Source organism: Marinoscillum furvescens DSM 4134 (genome assembly GCF_003386095.1).
Classification (GTDB): domain Bacteria; phylum Bacteroidota; class Bacteroidia; order Cytophagales; family Cyclobacteriaceae; genus Marinoscillum; species Marinoscillum furvescens.
Window position 1 is genome coordinate 208,000 of record NZ_QREG01000005.1, and the last position, 21,091, is coordinate 229,090.

The window sequence follows — 21,091 nt, forward strand, 5'->3', positions numbered from 1 at the left end:
TAGTGTGTTGCAAGGTGTTACAGAGTGGGTTCGACCGAGCTGGCGTTCCGGCCACCGTCTCACGGGTTTTGATAGGGTAGAAAAAAAACCTGATTCAAAAAGAACTAGTGTGTTGCAAGGTGTTACAGAGTGGGTTCGACCGGGCTGGCGTACCAGCCACCGCCTCACGGATTTTGATAGGGTACAAAATAACCCTGATTCAAAAAGAACCAGTGTTTTGCAAGGTGTTGCAGAGTGTGCTCGACCGGGCTGGCGTTCCAGCCACCGCCTCACGGATTTTGATAGGATACAAAAAAACCCTGATTCAAAAAGAACCAGGGTTTCGAAAGGTGGTGCTGAGTGGGTTCGACCGGGCTGGCGCTCCAGCCACCGTCTCACGGGTTTTGATAGGGTAGAAAAAAACCCTGATTCAAAAAGAACCAGGGTTTCGAAAGGTGGTGCTGAGTGGTCTCGACCGGGCTGGCGCTCCAGCCACCGCCTCATGGATTTTGATAGGGTACAAAAAAACCCTGATTCAAAAAGAACCAGGGTTTTGAAAGGTGGTGCTGAGTGGGCTCGAACCACCGACTCACGGATTTTCAGTCCGATGCTCTACCAACTGAGCTACAGCACCGTGTTAAACGGTGTGCAAAACTAGACAAACTTTTAAAACGTGCAAATTATTTTTACTGAAAATAATAACAACATTATAACCCCATGACAATCATCTCACAATTGGCCTTTGTGGTCATACTCGGATTCTTTGGTTTTCTTCTTTACAAGAGGATCACCCGCATCAAAAAAAACATTCAGCTCGGACGTGATCAACAGATCGATGATCGCAAGGGTGATCGCCTGCGGCAGATGTTGCTGGTAGCATTTGGTCAGCAAAAGATGTTTAAAAAGCCTCTGCCAGCATTTTTGCATTTGCTGATATATGTGGGCTTTATTCTCATCAATATCGAAGTACTCGAAATCATACTGGATGGCCTACTGGGTACGCATCGGGTGTTTGCTCCGTTCTTGGGAGGATTCTACACTTTTCTGATTTCCTTTTTCGAAGTGCTCGCTTTATTGGTGATATTTTCATGTGTGGTCTTTTTGATTCGTAGAAATGTGACCAAAATCCCCCGGTTTCATAAAATAGAAATGAAAGGGTGGCCCACGCTAGATGCTAATCTCATCCTGATCATCGAGATCGTACTAATGAAAGCCATACTCACCATGAATGCCACAGATCTGGTGCTTCAAGATCTGGGCAATGCCAACTATGCGCAGACGGGTACTTTTCTCATCAGCGGAATGTTTGTAGACTTTTTTGATGGGTTTTCAGAAAGTACCCTGGTGATCATGGAGCGTGCTGCCTGGTGGTTTCATATCGTAGGCATTTTTGCTTTTGCTGTGTATGTTACCTACTCTAAGCATTTGCACATCTTTTTGGCATTTCCAAACACCTACTACAGCAGGCTGGAGCCTAAAGGGAAAATGAACAATATGCAGGAGATTACCAACGAGGTGAAGATAATGCTGGGCATGAACACTGGTGAGGAAGCTTCTCCTCCACCGGAGGGTATGAAGTTTGGGGCCAAAGACGTCAACGACCTGAGCTGGAAAAACCTGATGGATGCTTATGCCTGTACCGAATGTGGGCGATGTACCGCAGAGTGCCCTGCCAATATCACGGGTAAGAAACTGTCACCTCGGAAAATCATGATGGATACCCGAGATCGTATGGAAGATGTGGGCCTTTCCTTGCAAAAAGGAGGAAAAGGTCTGGAAGATGGTAAATCACTTTTGGGTGACTATATCTCCAAAGAGGAACTTAATGCCTGCACTAGCTGCAATGCCTGTGTAGAAGCCTGCCCTGTGACCATTAATCCGCTCGATATCATTTTGCAGATGCGCCGTTATGTGGCTATGGAGGAGTCCGCTGCTCCACAGTCGTGGAATATGATGTTTCAAAACGTGGAGACCAATTTTGCTCCATGGAAGTTTGCCCCCACAGACCGTTTCAACTGGGCGCAGGAAATCAACGAAAAATAATTACAACCTTTAGAACAACAATCCAATTATGGCTGAATCAATACAAATCCCCACAATGGCTGATATGGCTGCCAAAGGAGAAACCCCAGAGGTGCTTTTTTGGGTAGGATGTGCCGGATCTTATGATGATAGATACAAGAATGTAACTAAGGCTTTTGTGAAAATACTGAACAAAGTAGGTGTGAGCTTTGCTGTCTTGGGGCCCGAAGAAACCTGTACAGGAGACCCTGCGCGGCGAGCAGGAAATGAATTTCTCTTTCAGATGCAGGCCATGGCCAATATACAGGTGATGAATGGATATGGTGTGCAAAAGATTGTGACGGCTTGTCCACACTGCTTCAATACCTTAAAAAATGAATATCCAGAGTTGGGGGGCGAATATGAAGTCATCCACCACTCCACATTTTTGCAGCAGCTCATCAACGAAGGCAAGGTGAAGCTTGCTGGTGGGGGTGAGTTTAAGGGGAAAAAGATTACCTATCATGACTCCTGCTTTTTGGGGCGGGCCAACAATGTCTACTCTGCTCCCAGGGAGGTGCTGGAGGCATTGGATGCTGAGCTGGTAGAAATGAAGCGCTGCAAAACGAAGGGGCTGTGCTGTGGAGCTGGCGGTGCTCAGATGTTTAAAGACGCAGAGCCGGGTAAAAAAGAAGTCAACATTGAGCGTACCGAAGAAGCCCTGGAAACTGGAGCGGGCACAATTGCGGTGGCTTGTCCTTTTTGTATGACCATGATGTCTGACGGTGTGAAAAACAAGGAAAAGGAATCCGAAGTAAAAGTGCGCGATTTGGCGGAACTCATTGCAGAAGCAGAGGGTTTAAATGGCTAAATTTGGCACATGGAAACAGCAATTCATGAAATGCCCGATCATGCTCGGGTATGGGTATATCAGGCAAATCAGCGATTTACAGCAGATCAAAAAGCATTGATCAATGAGCAGCTCAGCGCATTTACAGGCCAGTGGGCAGCGCACGGCCAACAGCTGGTGGCTACTTTTAGCATCGTACATGATCAATTTATAGTTTTGGCCGTGGATGAGTCTATGCATCAGGCCAGCGGCTGCAGCATAGATGCGTCTGTAAATGTCATACGCCAAATAGAGCAGCAAACCGGGCTTTCCTTGCTGGATCGGACTCAAGTTGCATTTCTCGCCGACGGTGAGGTGAAAACCTACGCCTTCAATCAGTTGAAACAAGCGGTTTTGAGTGGGGAAGTAAAGCCTGACACTCAGGTTTTTGACAATACCCTCACGAATGCAGGAGAGTGGAAAACAAGGTGGGTGCAACCAGCTGGTGATACCTGGGTGAGTCGTTATTTTTGATTCGAAGCAAAGAAGAATTGATGCTAACCCTTCTGTTGAGATCAATTATCCTTAATTTTTCGTTTACTTTTAGACCAAATACTCATTAGCGACTCTTATGAAGCAATTGATCTATATCCTGCTATCTGTATGCCTACTGTCGGCATGTACCGAAAAGCTGGCCCAAAGTAATTTTGAAAGTGGGAAGTATGATCAGGCTATAGAATTGCTCAAAAAAGGTTTGAAGCCGGATGATGCGCGGCAAAATTTTATGCTGGCAGAGGCATACCGTAAGTCAAATCGACTGAAAGAAGCAGCACCTTATTATGATGCCGCCAGAAAAGCGGGCAGCGATGAGGCTGGCCTGGAGTATTACTATGCTCGATCACTTAAAGCGAATCAGCGCTACGACGCAGCAGAGAATTTGCTTCGAGAATTTGTGACCAGCCCGGGGGGTGAGGCCAAGTTCAAAGAACTGGCACAAATAGAACTGGACAACCTGGATAGGATTGGAATCATAGAGGCAGAAACCAACTATTTTCGAATTAAGGAGCTGGATGAGCTCAATACCGAATACGCAGAATATGCTCCCGTATATGTAAATGGCTACTTGTACTTTACCTCTAATCGCCAGGGAGGGAAAATATATGGTACTACTGGGACGCCTTTTACGGATTTGTACAGAGTACGAACCAAAGGAGCCAACGTGAGCATTCGTACCCTGGAAGCACTTCCAGATATTATCAATCATGCTGAGGTAAATGAAGGCACAGTTGCCATTTCCAGCAATGGAATGTCCATCATCTATGCCAAGGGCAATACAGGAAAAGCCACTGGAAACAACGAAGTGAATCTGTATTTTACTCGCTTCCGTAACGGTAAATGGCTCGAGCCAAGGCCACTCAGTATCAATGATCCGGATGCTTGGGACAGTACCCCGGCACTTACTCCTGATGGTACCACGCTGTATTTTTCCAGTACACGAGCTGGAGGCTATGGTGGTGCAGACATCTATTCGGCACAGCTCAATCGCCGCGGCAGGTGGGTAGATGTGCAGAACCTGGGGCCACAAATCAATACTCCGGGAGATGAAATGTTCCCGTTTGTTTCTGACGATGGAAGGATGTATTTCGCTTCGGATGGGCATGCCGGGTTTGGAAACCTTGACATTTTTGTAGCTACACGCAGGCGCGGAAAAATCACCGTAGAGAATTTGGGGCAACCAATGAACTCTGCATCCGATGACTTTTCATTATATCAGTTTGACCTTACCAGAGGTTTTTTTAGCTCCAATAGGCCAGGTGGCAAAGGAGATGACGATATCTACACTTTTGTGAATGAAGATCCGGACCTCAAAGTGGTCAATTATTTCGTAAAAGGAAATACCTATACTACGGATGATGCAGGTGAAAAAATCATTCTTCCCAATACTAAAATCGCACTGGTTTCTGATGAAGGAGAAGTGTTGGATGAAGTGTTTTCAGGGGAAGATGGTGCGTTCAGGTTTAGAGTTTATGCAGAGGAGCATTACAATCTGATCGGGGAGAAAACAGATTACTTTACCACGCGAAAGGAGTTTTCTACGATTGGAAAATCAGTAGCTAAAGAAACGCTTACAGAATTTATCACCAATGTGACTTTTGAGACAGAGATCATGATGGATCGTATCGTGCTGGAAAAGCCAATAGTGCTCAACAATATTTACTATGATCTGGATAAGGCCAATATTCGCCCAGATGCAGCAGTGGTTTTGGATAGCCTGGTGACCATCATGCAAGACAATCCAGACATTTTTATTGAGTTGGGTTCTCATACCGATGCGCGCGCTGATGACGCTTACAATATGGAGCTGTCACAGCGAAGAGCTCAGTCTGCAGTGCAGTACATTATTCAGCACGGCATAGATCCAGAGCGAATCGTCGCAAAAGGTTATGGTGAAACGCAGCTCATAGTTCCCAATGCTACTACTGAAGAACAACATCAGCGCAACCGTCGGACGGAGTTTAAGGTGTTGCGCTATGATCCGCGCGAAACAGAAGATGATCTTCCTCCTGTAGACGAATCCGATGAATATGATCGTTTTTTCGATGACGATGAACTAGGCGATTCTTAAGCTCTGTTTTTTGTAGCCATGCCTGGAGTATGCCGCCGAAATCCCAGGTCACGTTTTGAGGTAACATGCTGATGAAAGAGTCACACGAGGTAGGTGGCATAAAAATCAACGAATTTTAACTTTTTTGTTTTGATTAGTTGATTTTGGTTCTTAAACTTGACGGTACATTAAGAACCTAACGTTATAGCCGACCTAGCCGACAATGATTGCCTTACCGAAGACGTATGTCTTGGTGATCAGGGAAATAGTATGCAAAACTCACACTAAAAAAGCCATACTCCCTGGTTCAAAGACCACCTTACACTCACTGATAGTAGGGGTGTTTATGATGTTGCCCTACATCGGAAATGCCCAGCAATCCTATCTCTTTTCGAGGAACCATCCAGAGAATCTTCAGGAGCATTCAGCCATTGAGTTGAAATGGTTTTCGAAGGATATTTTTAATTCAGAAGGGTTCAATATCTACAGAAGAACTCCAGGAAATGCATCGTGGAAGAAACTGAACCCATCCCCAATTATTAAGAAATCAGGGATTCCACAAAATGTACTTGCACAGGATGACGAGCTTACCTTCTTCGTAGAGGTTGCCAACAGTCCTGAAGATTTGGAGCGAGAACCAGTCTTGCAGTTAAACCTGCTTCTAAAGTCGTTTGAGAGCACACCTTTTGCTGATTTTCTGGGAATTTATTGGATTGATTATGATGTCCAGTCAGGGTATAGCTATGAGTATCGAGTGACTCAATTGGCCTCTGGAAATGAGATCAATATAGGTACTACATCTATAGTAGCTGGCCCCTACCAAAAGGATGCTTCCGTGGAAGGTGTGGAGGTTTACCAGCAAAGAAAAATTGTTGAAATTAACTGGGAGCAACAGCCAGAGCGGTTTTATGCAGTCAACATTTACTACCAGCAAGAAGGGGGTGAACGCATAAAGGCAAACAATGAGCCTGTGATGCTCAGCATGGTGCCTGATAGCGTAGGAAATCTGGTCTACCCAAATCCAATGTACAAGTTGGGAGGACTAGAAGAGCAAACCAGTTATCAAGTTACCCTCGAAGGAGTGGATTATTTCGGAGCTACTACTGAGTTGTCAGATCCCATTACTTTGACATTAGACGATGTGACGCCACCAGACATGCCCAAAGGGCTGGAAGGTGTGGCGGATACTCTGGAGGTGAAACTACAGTGGGAAAACCCAAAAGCACCCGACCTAAAAGGCGTAAATGTGCTTAGGAGTAGGTTTAGTGAGGGGCCATTCGAGCAAGTCAATAAAGACCTACTAGGAGTGGATATACAGACCTATCAGGAGAAGCTCAGTATTCCAGGGCCATATTACTACAAAATTGAGGCTTTGGACCATGCCAACAATGTATCGCACTCCAACCGGGCGTTCGTAGATGTTCAGGATGTTATTCCTCCGAATAAGCCATCAGGTCTTACCATAACCTCAGATACGGGCAGGTTTGTGCTTCAGTGGAAGGCCAACATAGAGCCAGATCTTCAGGGGTATTTGCTCTTTAGAACTGTAGATGCCGACACTCCCGGGGAATACCTGTTGCTAACAGCCGACCCTTTGGATACTAACTTCTTTGAGCAGCAGCTCCCAGAGAATGTTAAAAATGAGTTTTACTACTATGTAGTGGCTGTAGACACATCCTTCAATAGAAGCCCACCATCTGATTTTGCTACAGCAGTGCTGCCAGATGTCACGCCACCAGAGCAGCCTTTCATTGAGCAGATCACTTATACAGCAGAGGGAGTGGTCGTTCACTGGACGTCCAATGTAGAGCCTGATTTGGCCGGATATCACATTTATCGTTCAGACTCTTCACAGCAAAACTTTATTCAAGTCAATCAACGACTGCTTCCTTCCTATTCTTTTCGATACATCGATCGGTCAGCGGAAGCAAATGAAGATTACTTCTACCGACTGTCGGCAGTAGACTCCACAGGCAATGAATCCAACTATTCAGTCCCGGCCTTTGCCAGGAATCAGGTGCTAGAGCCTGTAGAGGCTAGCCTAGAGCTGAGTCTGAAAACGAAAAAGCGTAAGAAGATTAACAAACTGCAATGGAATGAGCTCAAGGTGCCTGTTAAAGGATATATCGTGTACCGGGGTACAACCGAACGATCTATTAAGCCTATTTCCGGAATCATAAAGAACCAAACTGAATATACCGACCATGTGAAAAAAGGGGATGCATACTTCTATCAGGTGCGAGCATACACACCATCTGGTGAAGTGATTTACTCACAAAAACACCCTTTTAACACCAATTGAAATGCTTAGCTATGGAAAAATACCTAACGATTATTTTGCTCCTGGGAGTGTTGGCTGGCTATGGCCAACAGGATGGAGTGGGAATAGGGACTTCTAATGTAGATGCAAGTGCTATTTTGGAAGTATCCGCTACCAATAAAGGGGTGCTACTACCTCGGGTGAATGACGTGACTAGCGACATTGCCTCACCAAAAGATGGACTCATTGCCTATGATATCCGTACCCAACAGCTTCACATTTTTGCAGGAAGCTGGACGCCACTTAGCCCAATGCCTCAGGGGGCTATTATCATGTGGACGGGCATTACTCCTCCAGAAGGCTGGGCACTTTGCGATGGCCGCTATTACAATCCACTGGACAATACAGATGCAGGAACCATAAGCTCGAGCCGCACGGTCCAAACTCCCGACCTTCGCGGGCGATTTATCGTAGGGTATGACGAGCGAGTTGCTGATTATGATACTACGGGTCGTACCGGAGGGCTGGAGGAGGTAAGTTTATCCATCAATGAGATGCCTGCTCATTCTCACAATGTGTCGGGAACTACAAGTACAGCGGGAAGTCATACCCACACTGTAAATGATCCCGGGCATACGCACCGTATTCGAGGATATAAAGCCGATGGATCAGATGATAAATTGAAAAGAGGGAATAGTAAAAATGGTGCTGACTTGGAAAGTAAATCCAGCACTACTGGCATTAGCATCCGATCAGCTGGCAACCACAGCCATTCATTTAATGTCACATCCGGAAGCAGTGGTGGAGGCGATGCTCACGAAAACCGACCTCCTTATTACACATTAGCTTATATCATGAAATTATGAGCGCTCGCCTGATTATACTGATCGCTCTGTTTTGGAGCATGAAGCATTATTGCTTCGGGCAGACAGATTTCTACTCTAAAAACACTGAGGTCTCTATCAGTGGTTCGGGACTGCTGTACGTGTCGGGGAATCTAAAGGATGCATCTAATTCCGCAGAGACTGAAAAGTACAAAATGGCGGGTGGTACTTTGCGCGTAGACGGAGACCTGATCAATGAAGGCAATACCATTTTCATAGCCAAAGTAGATGTGGACAGCGATACCACAGGTTATGGTTCTGTGATATTTGGAGGTGGGGGAGTAGATACGATCAAGAGCCCGCAAGCTACGCTCTATCTACCGAATCTTACTTTAATAAATAACACGAAGGTTTATCTCGACAACAGCTTAGATGTACGCATAGGAGTAGACGTTTCTGGGGGTGACCTGGTCCTACGAAACAATGCCAAGATCACTTTTCCGAACAATTCGACGCTAACTGGTGAGTCTCAAAACATTTCTGGAAATGGGGTCTTACATTTTGAGGAGTTTTCTCTCGCCAAAGGGGAGTATGCAGATAACTATGAAGGCTCGGGTATTGGGTTTAGTTCTACGGGACTAGGGATTACAATTACCCGAACACATAGCGATAGTCCTCCTGATAATGTGGCAAATGGCACATCTATGAAGCGGTATTTTGATGTGTCTATGGCGGGAAGTCATGAAACCTACCTGAGTGATTTCAGGATCAATTATTCACCAGGAGAACTAAATGGATTAACCGCAGCTGATCTAGCGATATACCTTTCTGAAGACGGGGGAAGTAAATGGGTAAAGCAGCCCTCCACACCAAATGCAACAGGAAACTATGTAGAAGCTGCAATTACGTTTAAACCCAGTACCAGTCACCGACTCGTTTTGGCGGACGCAGAGTGTGACACCAAGCCAGATGCGAGGCCTGCAGTAGCAGGAGGGCAATTAAATACGAGTGAAAATAAGATCGTAATATGCGAGGGAAATGACCTGAACTTATCGTCTTCAGGTGCTGACTATGTTTATTGGGTTTTAGAGTCTGACACGACTTTCGGGGACTCCTTTTCGATCAATGACATTGGTACGACTCTGGATAACAAACCGATTACCCTCTTTGAGCGAATGAATACGGGCTGTGAAAACAGTGCTGACTATACGCTTAACGTGATTGACCTGCCCGTTGCGGCTTTTACTTTCAGCCCAGGAAATACACTGTCTTGTTATGGTGATGCTGTAAGTTTTGACGGTACCTCTAGTACCTCAGATTCACGGACCACTGTTGCATCTTATGCTTGGAATTTTGATGATTTGGATAACACTTCCTCTGACTCAAACCCAAATTATGTTTTTAGTGAGTCGGGCTATTTTGATGTCGACCTACAGGTCACAGACGCTTATGGCTGTGTGAGTCCTGTTACAACCAGGCTGGTTCAGGTACATAATTTACCTGAGGTAAGTTTTACTTTTCCTTCACGTGAATGTGAAGGATTGCCTGTTGATTTTACAAACAACAGCACTTATGTACCAATAGATGGAACAACGGCTGACCCAGAAGCTGTTCTGAGCATGGATTGGACTTTTGGGGACGGGAATTCATCCTCAGAATTTTCACCGCAGCATACCTACGATATACATGGGAATTTGAGTATAAAACTGATTGCTACTCACAAAGACCATCAATGTAGGGATAGCATTACGCAAACGATCGAAATAAACCCGAAGCCTGAAGTGGTATTTAAGCCTCAGGATGCTGGTGGAGTGGATTTAAGTCTACCCTATCAGGTGTGTGAAGGGGTTGTAATCAAATTTAACAACGAAAGCAGCATAGCTCATGATGAAGCACTTGGTGGTAAGGACAACCTGCATTATACGTGGGATTTTGGAGACCATGCAAAACCTGAGCTTAAGGGAGAGGAAAGTCCATCACGGAGCTACAAGGTTTCGCAGTTGGAAAACTACACTGTAGAGTTGTTAGCCGAGTCAGAAAATAAGGGATGTAAGGACAGTGTAGCCATAAACCTGAAGATTTTCCCCGCACCAGAGGGGATGTTTACCAAGCAGGTGGGAGGAAACGAAGTAGATGGTGTATGTGAAGGAGTAAATGTTGCCTTTGCCAACAACTCTACAGTGCCTGGTGGAAGAGGGTTCAGTAGTTTCAAATGGTACTTTGGTGATGGTAATAGTTCCACTGCTTCTAATCCGACTTATACTTATTCCCAGTCCTCCGGGTATACGGTGAGTCTCCTTCGCGAAACCAATGACGGGTGTATAGACAGTACTTCTCAGAGTTTTGAGGTGTACGATTTTCCGGTAGCTGACTTTTATATGGCGGATGTTTGTGACGGCACAGAGGTGATATTTAATGCAGCCGACCAAAGTCATCTGACAGAAGAAGTAACATACAATTGGAGTCTGGGTGACGGAAATTCAAAGGAAGGTCAGAATACCAGCCATATATATGACACACATAATTCGTATACAGTAGAGCTAACGGTGACTTCTGATCACGGATGTAGCGACAGTGGTTCGGATGTGGTACAAATACATCAAACACCGAACCTTACCCTGCCTACCTATGCCTTGTCGTGTGAAGGCAATCTGACTCTGGATGCAGTAGATGAAGCGGGAGATTTTCCAAACATGAGCAACGGTAGTTTCACCTGGACCAATGCCCAAGGTGATGTTTTGAGCACTACGGACGAGTTACAAGTCACAGAGTATGGTGAGTACAGCCTGGAGGTGGAGACAAATGATGGCTGCAGTGCAGCATATACCATTCCTGTATATCTTGTCGAGCCTACAGATTTGGGCACTAGCATTACGTCTTGTGATTTTGCGAGATTAGATGCCACTCCTGATAGTTATCCCTCTGGGGTAGGTGAGCTTTCTTATCAGTGGAAAAAGGATGGGATCACAATAGGAGGAGCAACTCATGCTATTTATGAAGCGAGTTCATCGGGTACCTACACCGTGGAGGTAACTTATGCACTTCCAGAGTTAGTGGGGGCACCAGAGTGTACGCATGTGCAGTCTGTAGCTGTGACCATTGATACTCCCCCAGCGTTGGAGCTGGGTGATGATGTGACCATTTGTGCAGGCGGAAGTGCTACACTGGAGAGCAACATCACTGCAAGCTCGTATGAGTGGAAAAACTCTGCAGGGTCTGTTGTTGGTAACCGTAAACAACTTTTAGTTAATAGCGCTGATACCTATAGACTTACAGTTGCTTCTGGCACTTGTTCGTTTTCAGATGAGGTAACTGTGGAGCAAATTTCCTCTCCTGTGGCTGCCTTCAATGCCTCATCACCGAGAGTGTGTCTCACGGAAGCGTTTTCATTTGCAAACCTATCATCTGCAGCATCAGGTGACCCTCTTACTGATTTTTTGTGGGATTTTGGAGATGGTACCACGTCTACCGAACGCCAGCCGGATAAGACATATCTGGCAGCCGGGTCATATGACGTTTCCCTTACAGTCAGCTCTGAACTTGGCTGTTCAGATGTCTATACTGACCAGTTGGTGGTGGATCCTTTGCCAGGAGTAGCGTTTAGTGTGGCCAATGGCTGTGAGGGCGAGGAGATCAACTTTGTAAACAATTCGACCATTGCTGGTGGTGGGGGTATGACATATGAATGGAGGTTTAGTGATGGACGCTCATCCAGGGCAGAAAGTCCGGCCCTCAAGTTTTTTACTGCAGGAACTTACACCGCTACCCTTTTAGCAACTTCGGAATATGGATGTACTTCTAGCATGACGGAATCCTTCGAAGTATTGCCTAAGCCCAGTGGAGGTTTCGAGATTCAAGATGCGCTCAACGCTAAAATATTTGAGGTATGTTCGGGCGAAACATTTTATATAAAAAACACCTCATCTGATCCTGATGGAGGCAGTCTCACTTACGCCTGGGATTTTGGTGATGGCCACACTGCCGATTCATTTGAGCCATCGCATGCATATTCCACCCCTGGTATTTATACCATATCGTTGATTCAATCTACTGGTTCCGGTTGTTCTCGCACGGTCAGCAGGCAACTAAAGGTAAATAGCTTGCCATCTGTAGCTTTTACAGTAGCCGATGCGTGTCAAAATATTGGGGTCGATTTTCAAAACCAATCCTCTATTGCTGCGGGCTCAATTTCCGATTATTTGTGGGATTTTGGAGACGGTGAGTCATCTTCAGAGCAATCGCCCGAACATTCGTATACCACGTGGGGAGATCATACCGTATCGCTCATAGCTACCAGTGGCAAGGGATGTGTGGATAGTACTTCACAAGTCATTGAGATTTTCAGGGCCCCAGCTTTTGATTTGGGTGATTATGTCATCGCTGTAAATGGTTACCATGATATGGTACCAAAAAGCGATCCTTCAAGCTATCTGCCAGCTGGATCTTCATACCAGTGGACCTACGAGCAGAGTGGGTTCACTTCCGAGGATGATAGCGTGAGGGTTACACGTTCAGGTTTTTATGAGGTAGAGGTTATATCGCCCGAACCGCAAAGCTGCCGCACCAGCTCTACCTTGCCAGTATATATTCTAGAGCCAAATGATCTGGGTAGCAATCGTTCAGTATGTGAACAGACGATCCTAGATGCCAGGCCTTTGGCCTTTCCAGCACAATCATCAGAAGTTTCTTACCGCTGGAAAAAAGACAATGTTGACCTTGGACATTCGAACTCACAGCTGGAGGTAACTGAAAGCGGTTGGTATACAGCAGAAGTGACATTTACCGTTACAGACCTGATAGGCTCACCTTCCAGGACTTATACAGACTCTGTACAAATTTTGGTAGAGGCTCCTCCAGTTTTGGATCTGGGGCCAGATCGAGAACTGTGTAGCAATGCTGAATTAACCCTGAGCAGCAACGTAACAGCCGATAGCTATCAGTGGAAAAATCTGACTACAGGGCAAACTCTCGGTGCTTCTTCCAATCAACTGGTCACTGAGGCCGGTACCTATCAGCTGGAAGTAGTAAAAGGTGAATGTGCTGTTCGTACTACGGTTGAAGTAAATACCGTGGCCCCACCATCAGCTGGATATACGGTGGATCGCGCGCACGTGTGTGAAGGTGAAACGGTCACTTTTACTAATGTGTCATATTCCAACGGCTCCGACGCTATTGCTTCATACAGTTGGGACTTTGGGGACGGTACCACATCCGTGGAAAATTCTCCTGTAAAATTGTTTGAAGCAGATGGCGAATATCAGGTCACGCTTCAGGTGTCCAGTACGAAAGGGTGTGTGAGTACGTTTTCGCAAACAATTACCGTGGGTGAGCCTCCAGTAGTGGACTTTTCTGTTGGCGATGCCTGTGCGGGTGCGGAGGTGTCGTTTACCAATGAATCATCAGGGTATAGCTCAGAAGCAAGTTTTAGTTGGTCATTTGGTGATGGAAATACTTCATTTGTAGCTTCTCCTGTGCATCAGTTTGAGGAGGCTGGGAGCTATCAGGTTACCCTGGAAATTACAGATGGACAGTGCGTCCAGGCAGCGACAAAAATGTTAAATGTGTTGGCACAGCCATCGGTAGATTTGGGGGATGAAATTATTACCTGTGGAAGCGAAGTGGAAATTGATGGGGGGGCTGCGATGGACTCCTACAGGTGGTACGATGTAGCAAGTGGAAGCACTTTGGCTACTAGTCGCTATTACACGGAAACGGTGAACCGAACCCTCGGGCTTGAAGTGACAAACAGTTCGGGGTGCACGAAAATTGAAGAAACCGAAGTAACACTCAACACCCCTGTAACCATAGACCTGGGTGCCGATAGGCAAATATGTGATTCAGATATTCTTGATGCTGGAGTGTTTCCAGGTGTCGCTTATCAGTGGTCTACTGGTGATACTACACGCTTTTTAGAAGTGACCACCTCTGGTTCGTACACGGTATCTGTTACAGATCAAAATGGATGTACAGCTACGGATGGCGTAAACCTAACAGTGGTTGCTAGCCCTGTGGTTGATTTGGGGGGTGATCTCACCATCTGTTTTGGCGAGTCTGTGACCATAGACGCAGGAAACACCGGTGCGGATCATTTATGGTCTACCGGGGCAAGTACACAAACTATCACAGTTTTTGACGCTGGTATTTACAAGGTAGAAGTCTCCAATGGTGGCTGCATGGTATCGGACTCGGTGGAGATTCGGGTGCTCGACAAACCCAAAGGGAGTTTCACCCTTAGCGGTACTTGTGAAGGCTCAGCAATCAATTTTGAGGCTGAAGAATTCAATGCTGAATGGGAATACCTGTGGGACTTTGGTGATGGCACTCAGGGAGTAGGGTTCTCACCTTCTAAAAGCTTTACTGCTGCAGGCGCATATACCGTGGAACTAACCGTTACCAATGCCGATGGGTGTAAAGCTTCCACTGCTAAGGAAATAACCATAGAACCTGTGCCCGTAGCTGATTTTAGCTTTTCCACCGCCTGTGAGGGCTCAGAGGTTTCTTTTACAAATAATACCACCATTTCGGGAGGAGCGGATTTGACTTATTCCTGGGACTTTGGAGATGGAGCCGTTTCTACTTCAGCGTCCCCAGCTCATCTTTATACTACATCTGGAAGCTACACGGTTAGGCTTCAAGTATCGAGTGCCTCTTGTGATGTTACCACCACTAAAACGATTGCCGTCCACTCGGTACCTATCATAGAATTTGAGGATACGGTTTATAGCTGCAGTGAAGTTGCTCGCCTGGATGCAGGAAATTCTGGTCATTCTTACTTGTGGTCAAACAACCACACAACACAAGTGCTGGAAGTGTCCAAACCGGGAAGCTTTTGGGTAGAGGTCCGCGATAGCCAGGGCTGTGTGAGTAGAGATACCGCGGTAGTGGTCTTTTTGGAGAATCCCAAACCAGATTTGGGGCCTGATGTGGAGGCGTGTGGAGAAATCACTATGGGTGCCGGCATAAATGCTGTTAGCTACAATTGGTCTTCTGGCGGAAGTTCAAAAACGATTGTGACCAACGAATCAGGAACATATTGGGTGGAGACGATTAGCAAGGACTTATGCGTCAATAGAGATACTGTAGCAGTTGATGTCTTTGCTGTACCTGACTTTAGTTTAGGAGCAGATCGTGTGGCATGTGATGGAGAAGAGGTTCAGCTGGAGGGGATCACTTCCACGGCTGGAGTCAGTTATCTCTGGAATACCGGTGCTACTACCAATTCATTGGTTGTAAATAGCAAGGGTACTTATTGGCTGGAGGCCACTACAAATGAAGGCTGTAATTATCGGGATAGCGTGGAAGTGCATTTTAATCCTTTACCCGACTTGCCGCTGGATACAGCTTATGAAGGATGCGATATGGTGGTGCTTGATGCACAAAACCCTGAAAGCACTTACTTATGGTCAGACGGCAGCATTTCGGCCACACTCACAGTCGAACGAGGAGGGGATTATTGGGTGCAGGTTACAACCGAAGAAGGGTGTCAGCACATAGATAGTACCTCAGTGACGATCAGGTCTACTCCTGTAGTGGACCTGGGTGAAGATATTTCCCTTTGTCCCGGAGGTGTAGCACAGCTCGATGCTGGCAATACGGGAGCTAGCTACCTTTGGTCCAATGGCCATACTGGTCAAAAGTTGGAAGTTTCAGATAATGGTCGCTATAAAGTGACTGTTTCATACGGAGCATGTACACAATCCGATTCTGTAGAAGTGGAAGTGCTGGATTCTCCAGATGCTACTTTTAGTTTTTATGGGTCATGTGCTGGAGCTGAAATTAGTTTCGTGCCTGATTCCCTAAACGAGTCGATTGACTACTTGTGGGACTTTGGAGATGGTACACAGGATGTACGGCGAATACCTGAAAAAACTTATTCTACAGCTGGATCCTATTCCGTATCGCTTACCGCAACAGATCCTAACGGGTGCTCGGCTACAAGTATGCAGCTAGTGACCATTGAGCCTGTGCCTACCCCCAACTTTAGTTTTACCAATGGATGCGAAGGACAGTCTATTCAGTTCGAAAACATGACTTCATATGCCGGCACTGATTCCTTGAGTTATCGTTGGATTTTTGGTGATGGTAGTACGTCCGACGAAACGAACCCTTTTCACAGCTTTAAAGAGGCGGGGAGCTATACTGTAAGGCTTACGGCTTATTCAGAATCCTGCTCATCGTTCTCAGCAAAAACGGTGACCATTCGTGAGGCACCACGCATTGATTTGGCTGAAGAAGTGGAAAGCTGTAAAGACGTGGTGACCTTGAATGCAGGAGACGAGGGGGATTCTTATCTGTGGTCTAACAATAGTACAGCGCAACACCTGGAGGTAAAGAGTTCAGGTAGTTACTGGGTAGAAGTATCCAATAGTAGTGGTTGTTCTGCAAGGGATACAACAGAAGTTACCCTTTTGAGGAACCCAAAACCTGACCTGGGAGCGGATACCGAAGCCTGTGGAGAGTTTTTACTGGATCCGGGCGTGGATGCAGCTAGCTATAAGTGGTCCAATGGTTCTACTACGGCCAAAATAACGGCTACTACTACCGCTACCTACTGGGTGGAGGTGATCAGTGAAGATTTATGCGTCAGTAGAGATACTATCGGTCTGGTAATTCATGAAGTGCCAGAGTTTAGTTTAGGACCAGACCAGATACATTGTGCGGGTGAGCCTGTAGAGTTGACTGGTCATCCTTCGGCTGATGTAATTCATTATAAATGGAATACCGGGGCATCTGAATCCGAAGTGACCGTCACCAGTACTGGAGATTACTGGATGGAAGCAATCACGGAAGAAGGGTGTAGTTATACAGATAGTATCCATGTACATTTCAATCCTTTACCAGAAGACCCTTTACAAAATGAATATAATGGATGTGATTGGGTCGTATTGGATGCCCTGAACCCGGGAAGCTCTTACTTGTGGTCTAATGGAAGTACCAATTCTAAACTAACAACCGATGAAGACGGTGTGTATTGGGTCAAAATTACGACTCAGGATGGTTGTGAATTAACCGACACTACGAGAGTTACAATCAATAATTCTCCTCAGCCGGATCTGGGAGAGGATGTTACCCTATGCCACGGAGAACAAATAACCCTCGATGCAGGTGTTTTCAACTCGTACCATTGGAATGAACTTCCGGGCTCACGATATCTGGACGTGGGCACATCCGGTGAGTATGTTTTAATGGTGACAAATGAATTTGGTTGTGAGGGGTACGATACTGTGAAAGTGACAGTACGTCCTGCCATTGGGTTGGAACTGGGAGATGATCGGAAGATATGTGATGAAGCTACTTTTTCACTAGATGCGGGTGTAGAGTCAGTCTCCTACGAGTGGAAATCTGACAATGGCTTTGAAGCCTCGAGCAGAGTTATTACAGACCTGGAGCCCGGCATGTATTGGGTGACTGTAACCGATGAATTTGGCTGCACGGAAACAGATGTAGTCAATATAGAAAGCACCAGTGAACGTATAGCAGCCAGTTTTTTGATGCCAAGCACAATTGGTGTGAATGAGAAAGTACACATGGTGCAGCTTACGGAGCCTGTACCTGCATCGTTCAGGTGGGACTTTGGAGATGGGCGCTACTCTAGCAATATGGTCAACCCGTCCATTTACTACTTTACTCCAGGGGAGTATACTGTAAGCCTTGAGGTTTCTAATGGAATATGCACTGACACCCAAAGCAAGACCCTGACGGTTGTTGATGCCCGCAGCATTGATGTTGGAGATCCAAAAATTCCATTCCTGGAATTCAGACAGTTGGCCATCTATCCCAACCCGGCGCAAGATGAAATCACGTTTGATTTTGAATTGAGTAGTGCGGCCAGGATGGAGTTTAGGGTGTTTGATTTTAGCGGTACTGAAATCCTGCACTACGGCTTTTTAGATGCTTCGGGACAAGTAGAAATAGACATTGCAGATCTAGCTAGTGGGACTTATATCGTCACCGTACAGGCAGGGTCACAGGTAGAAAAAATGCGTTTTGTGAAGGTCAAATGATGAGAAGGCTAGTACTACATAGCGTCTTGGCGTGGCTTGCTTGTGCTACATGCAGTTTTGGGCAAACGAGGACTTGTTTGTATTCTTCAGGAGTAGAAAGCAATCACTATCGAGTGCATGATGATGGTTCCACACTATACGTCCCTGTGGTTGTTCACATCGTCTACGATCAACCTGAGCTAATCACACAAGAGCAAGTTTATGCTCAGCTAAACGTGCTAAATAATGACTTTTCCAAGTCTAACCAGGATTTGGACCATGTAGTCAAACCATTTCAGAAGGTTGCTACATCAGCCAATATTCAGTTTTACCTTGATCAGGAGATCGGTGATGGCGGCATTCTGCGTGTATCATCTTCAGCAGGGCCTTTTGGCATATCTGACATTCATTTTAGTAGCACGGGAGGAAGTGATAAAATACCTGGGGTACTAAATGTTTGGGTGTGTGATCTGGTTGGTTCCATTTCCGCTTTTGCCAAAACACCAGAGTCGTTTGATCACGAGGAAGTGGGTATGGTCATAGACCATACCTTTTTTGGTACCTCCGGAACAGCCACAGTGCCTTACGATGGTGGCCGCACATTAACGCACGAAGTAGGGCACTGGCTGGGGCTAGCCCACCCATGGAAATCTGATGGTTGTGGGGATGGTGATCAGGTTGCTGATACTCCTCCACAATACGGACCTGCCCATGGTTGCGATCTTAGTCGCTCTACATGTGAGTCACTTGACATGGTTCAAAATTTCATGAACCTGGCTCCTGATGATTGTATGCATTTTTTCACTGCTGGGCAGGTTGAGCGCATGAGGCAAACACTGCTGACGCTGCGCCCCGAGCTTGAGGTGGCTTATGAAACGCTCTTACATCAGCCTCAAAGCCTGACCATTTATCCAAACCCTGCAATACACAGCTTTTTCATAGATGAAGATCCAGGAGGTATGCAAATAGTAGATGCCTCAGGTAGGAAAATATTATTTGAGAGCAGGCAGCTGCCTAAAGGGTGGCAGGTGACACCTCTAACCTGTGAGACTTTGCTTTACATCAAAATGGCAGAAAAAGGAGTAGCCCAAAAACTGATTTTAAAACATTGATGGATGAAACACACAACGCAAGTGAATCAATTGACTAAAATCCTATTCGGAAAATTTACCGATTCGTTGGATAGGTTTCAGCGAATGCAAGAAGATTTGGGTAAGAAGCTACGTGCATTTTTAGTGGTTCCAATGCTCCTGTTAGCTGGTTGGCTAGCAGCCCAGCCTACAGCAAATTTCACGGCTACTACCGCATGCCAGGGGGAGGCTACAGTATTTACAAATACATCTACTCCAAATGGTTCCAGTATCGTTCTTTATGCCTGGGATTTTGGTGGTGGTGAGGGGTCTGCAGTGCGAGATCCACAGCATATCTTTTCTTCTCCGGGGACCAAATCGGTATCACTAACCGTAGTAGATGAAAATGGAGATGAGGCGACCATTACGAAATCCGTCACCGTTCGCCCAACACCTGCCGCGGGATTCAATTTGTTGGGGAGCGACAGGTGCTATTCTACAGCTCAGTCTTTCCAAAACCTGTCGTCCATAGCCAGTGGTACCATGACCTACACCTGGAATTTCGGTGACGGGGGTTCATCCACTGCTACTAATCCAACACACACTTTTTCAAGCTACGGAGAGTATACGGTTATGCTTACCGCAAAATCAAATTACAACTGTACGGAGGTGTATTCAGAAACCATTTCTATTCTTCCAGAGCCTGTTGCCGATTTTTCGGCTCCCACAAGTATTTGTCTGGGTGAAAAAATAAGCTTTACCAACAATAGCACTATTGCTCAGGGTAATTTAACCTACACCTGGGATTTTGACGATTTGTCAACCTCAACTGAGATTAATCCTGAACATACTTTTAGTGCGGCGGGTACCTATGATGTGACATTACAAGTAAGTTCTGTAGATGGCTCCTGTATCGATACACATACGCAGCAAGTGATAGTCCATGCTCAGCCAGTGGCGGGTTTTTCGTTTAATGATCGTTGCCTGGGGACAGCTGTAAATTTTACGAATACGAGCAGCATATCTTCAGGGACATTAAGCTATGCGTGGAGCTTTGGGGATGGCAATACCTCGACCTCAGCAAGCCCATCACACCTTTATGATGCTACAGGCAGCTACGAAGTAACACTCCTTGTCACCTCTAATAATGGCTGTACGGATGAGGTAAGTCATGTGGTAAACATTCACGAATTACCGGAGGCTTCTTTTACAGCTGGAAATGTTTGTGAAGGAAACGCCGTTAGTTTTTCGAATGCTTCATCGATAAATTCTGGTGGATTGACTTATGCCTGGTCATTTGGTGATGGAAATACATCCACTTCCTCCAGTCCCAATCTTACATATGCTTCTTCGGGAGTTTATACCGTTGGTTTAACAGCTACTTCCGACTTTGGGTGTCAGGACTCCTATTCTCAGCAAATTCAGGTATTTGATGCTTCGGTGGGTGGCACGGTATCAGGAGCTACCACTTTGTGTGCCTCAGACAACAGCGACTACACCTTAAGCTTGAGCGGTCACACCGGAGATGTCATTCGTTGGG

At 46.0% G+C, this 21,091-nt stretch carries 9 protein-coding genes and 1 tRNA gene; 9 read left to right on the forward strand and 1 reads right to left on the reverse strand.

Going from position 1 to position 21,091, the window contains the following annotated elements:
* Positions 1-540: 540 nt before the first annotated feature.
* Positions 541-613: transfer RNA gene (locus C7460_RS07755), tRNA-Phe, on the reverse strand.
* 83 nt (positions 614-696) lie between these two features.
* Here C7460_RS07755 and C7460_RS07760 point away from each other — a divergent pair.
* From C7460_RS07760 to C7460_RS07800, 9 genes are all read left to right on the forward strand, one after another.
* Positions 697-2,022 (forward strand): (Fe-S)-binding protein, encoded by a 1,326-nt coding sequence (locus C7460_RS07760; RefSeq protein WP_115867526.1) that lies wholly within the window; start codon positions 697-699, stop codon positions 2,020-2,022.
* Positions 2,023-2,050: 28 nt separating this feature from the next.
* Positions 2,051-2,851, forward strand: coding sequence for a (Fe-S)-binding protein (locus C7460_RS07765; RefSeq protein ID WP_185148291.1), 801 nt, complete (start codon positions 2,051-2,053; stop codon positions 2,849-2,851).
* A 9-nt stretch (positions 2,852-2,860) separates the two neighbouring features.
* Positions 2,861-3,343: a hypothetical protein gene (locus C7460_RS07770; protein ID WP_115867528.1), complete on the forward strand. Its 483-nt coding sequence runs from the start codon at positions 2,861-2,863 to the stop codon at positions 3,341-3,343.
* A 97-nt stretch (positions 3,344-3,440) separates the two neighbouring features.
* On the forward strand, positions 3,441-5,435 hold the full coding sequence (locus C7460_RS07775) for an OmpA family protein (RefSeq protein ID WP_115867529.1): 1,995 nt from the start codon (positions 3,441-3,443) through the stop codon (positions 5,433-5,435).
* A 325-nt stretch (positions 5,436-5,760) separates the two neighbouring features.
* On the forward strand, positions 5,761-7,716 hold the full coding sequence (locus tag C7460_RS07780) for a fibronectin type III domain-containing protein (RefSeq protein ID WP_147302883.1): 1,956 nt from the start codon (positions 5,761-5,763) through the stop codon (positions 7,714-7,716).
* A gap of 11 nt (positions 7,717-7,727) precedes the next feature.
* The gene (locus C7460_RS07785; RefSeq protein ID WP_115867531.1) at positions 7,728-8,540 is read left to right on the forward strand and encodes a tail fiber protein; all 813 of its coding nucleotides are present in this window, start codon (positions 7,728-7,730) and stop codon (positions 8,538-8,540) included.
* The gene (locus C7460_RS07790) at positions 8,537-18,502 is read left to right on the forward strand and encodes a PKD domain-containing protein (RefSeq protein WP_115867532.1); all 9,966 of its coding nucleotides are present in this window, start codon (positions 8,537-8,539) and stop codon (positions 18,500-18,502) included. The genes C7460_RS07785 and C7460_RS07790 overlap by 4 nt, the downstream gene beginning before the upstream one ends.
* A 77-nt stretch (positions 18,503-18,579) precedes the next feature.
* Complete coding sequence (locus tag C7460_RS07795) at positions 18,580-19,593, forward strand: M43 family zinc metalloprotease (RefSeq protein ID WP_170147929.1); 1,014 nt, start codon at positions 18,580-18,582, stop codon at positions 19,591-19,593.
* Between the two features lie 3 nt (positions 19,594-19,596).
* A partial coding sequence (locus C7460_RS07800) for a PKD domain-containing protein (protein ID WP_115867534.1) occupies positions 19,597-21,091 on the forward strand: 1,495 nt, incomplete at its 3' end.

Excerpts from the sequence above, each read along its gene's own strand:
- C7460_RS07760 (WP_115867526.1), top strand. The coding sequence starts at position 697 with ATGACAATCATCTCACAATTGGCCTTTGTGGTCATACTCGGATTCTTT.
- C7460_RS07765 (WP_185148291.1), top strand. The coding sequence starts at position 2,051 with ATGGCTGAATCAATACAAATCCCCACAATGGCTGATATGGCTGCCAAA.
- C7460_RS07770 (WP_115867528.1), top strand. The coding sequence starts at position 2,861 with ATGGAAACAGCAATTCATGAAATGCCCGATCATGCTCGGGTATGGGTA.
- C7460_RS07775 (WP_115867529.1), top strand. The coding sequence starts at position 3,441 with ATGAAGCAATTGATCTATATCCTGCTATCTGTATGCCTACTGTCGGCA.
- C7460_RS07780 (WP_147302883.1), top strand. The coding sequence starts at position 5,761 with ATGATGTTGCCCTACATCGGAAATGCCCAGCAATCCTATCTCTTTTCG.
- C7460_RS07785 (WP_115867531.1), top strand. The coding sequence starts at position 7,728 with ATGGAAAAATACCTAACGATTATTTTGCTCCTGGGAGTGTTGGCTGGC.
- C7460_RS07790 (WP_115867532.1), top strand. The coding sequence starts at position 8,537 with ATGAGCGCTCGCCTGATTATACTGATCGCTCTGTTTTGGAGCATGAAG.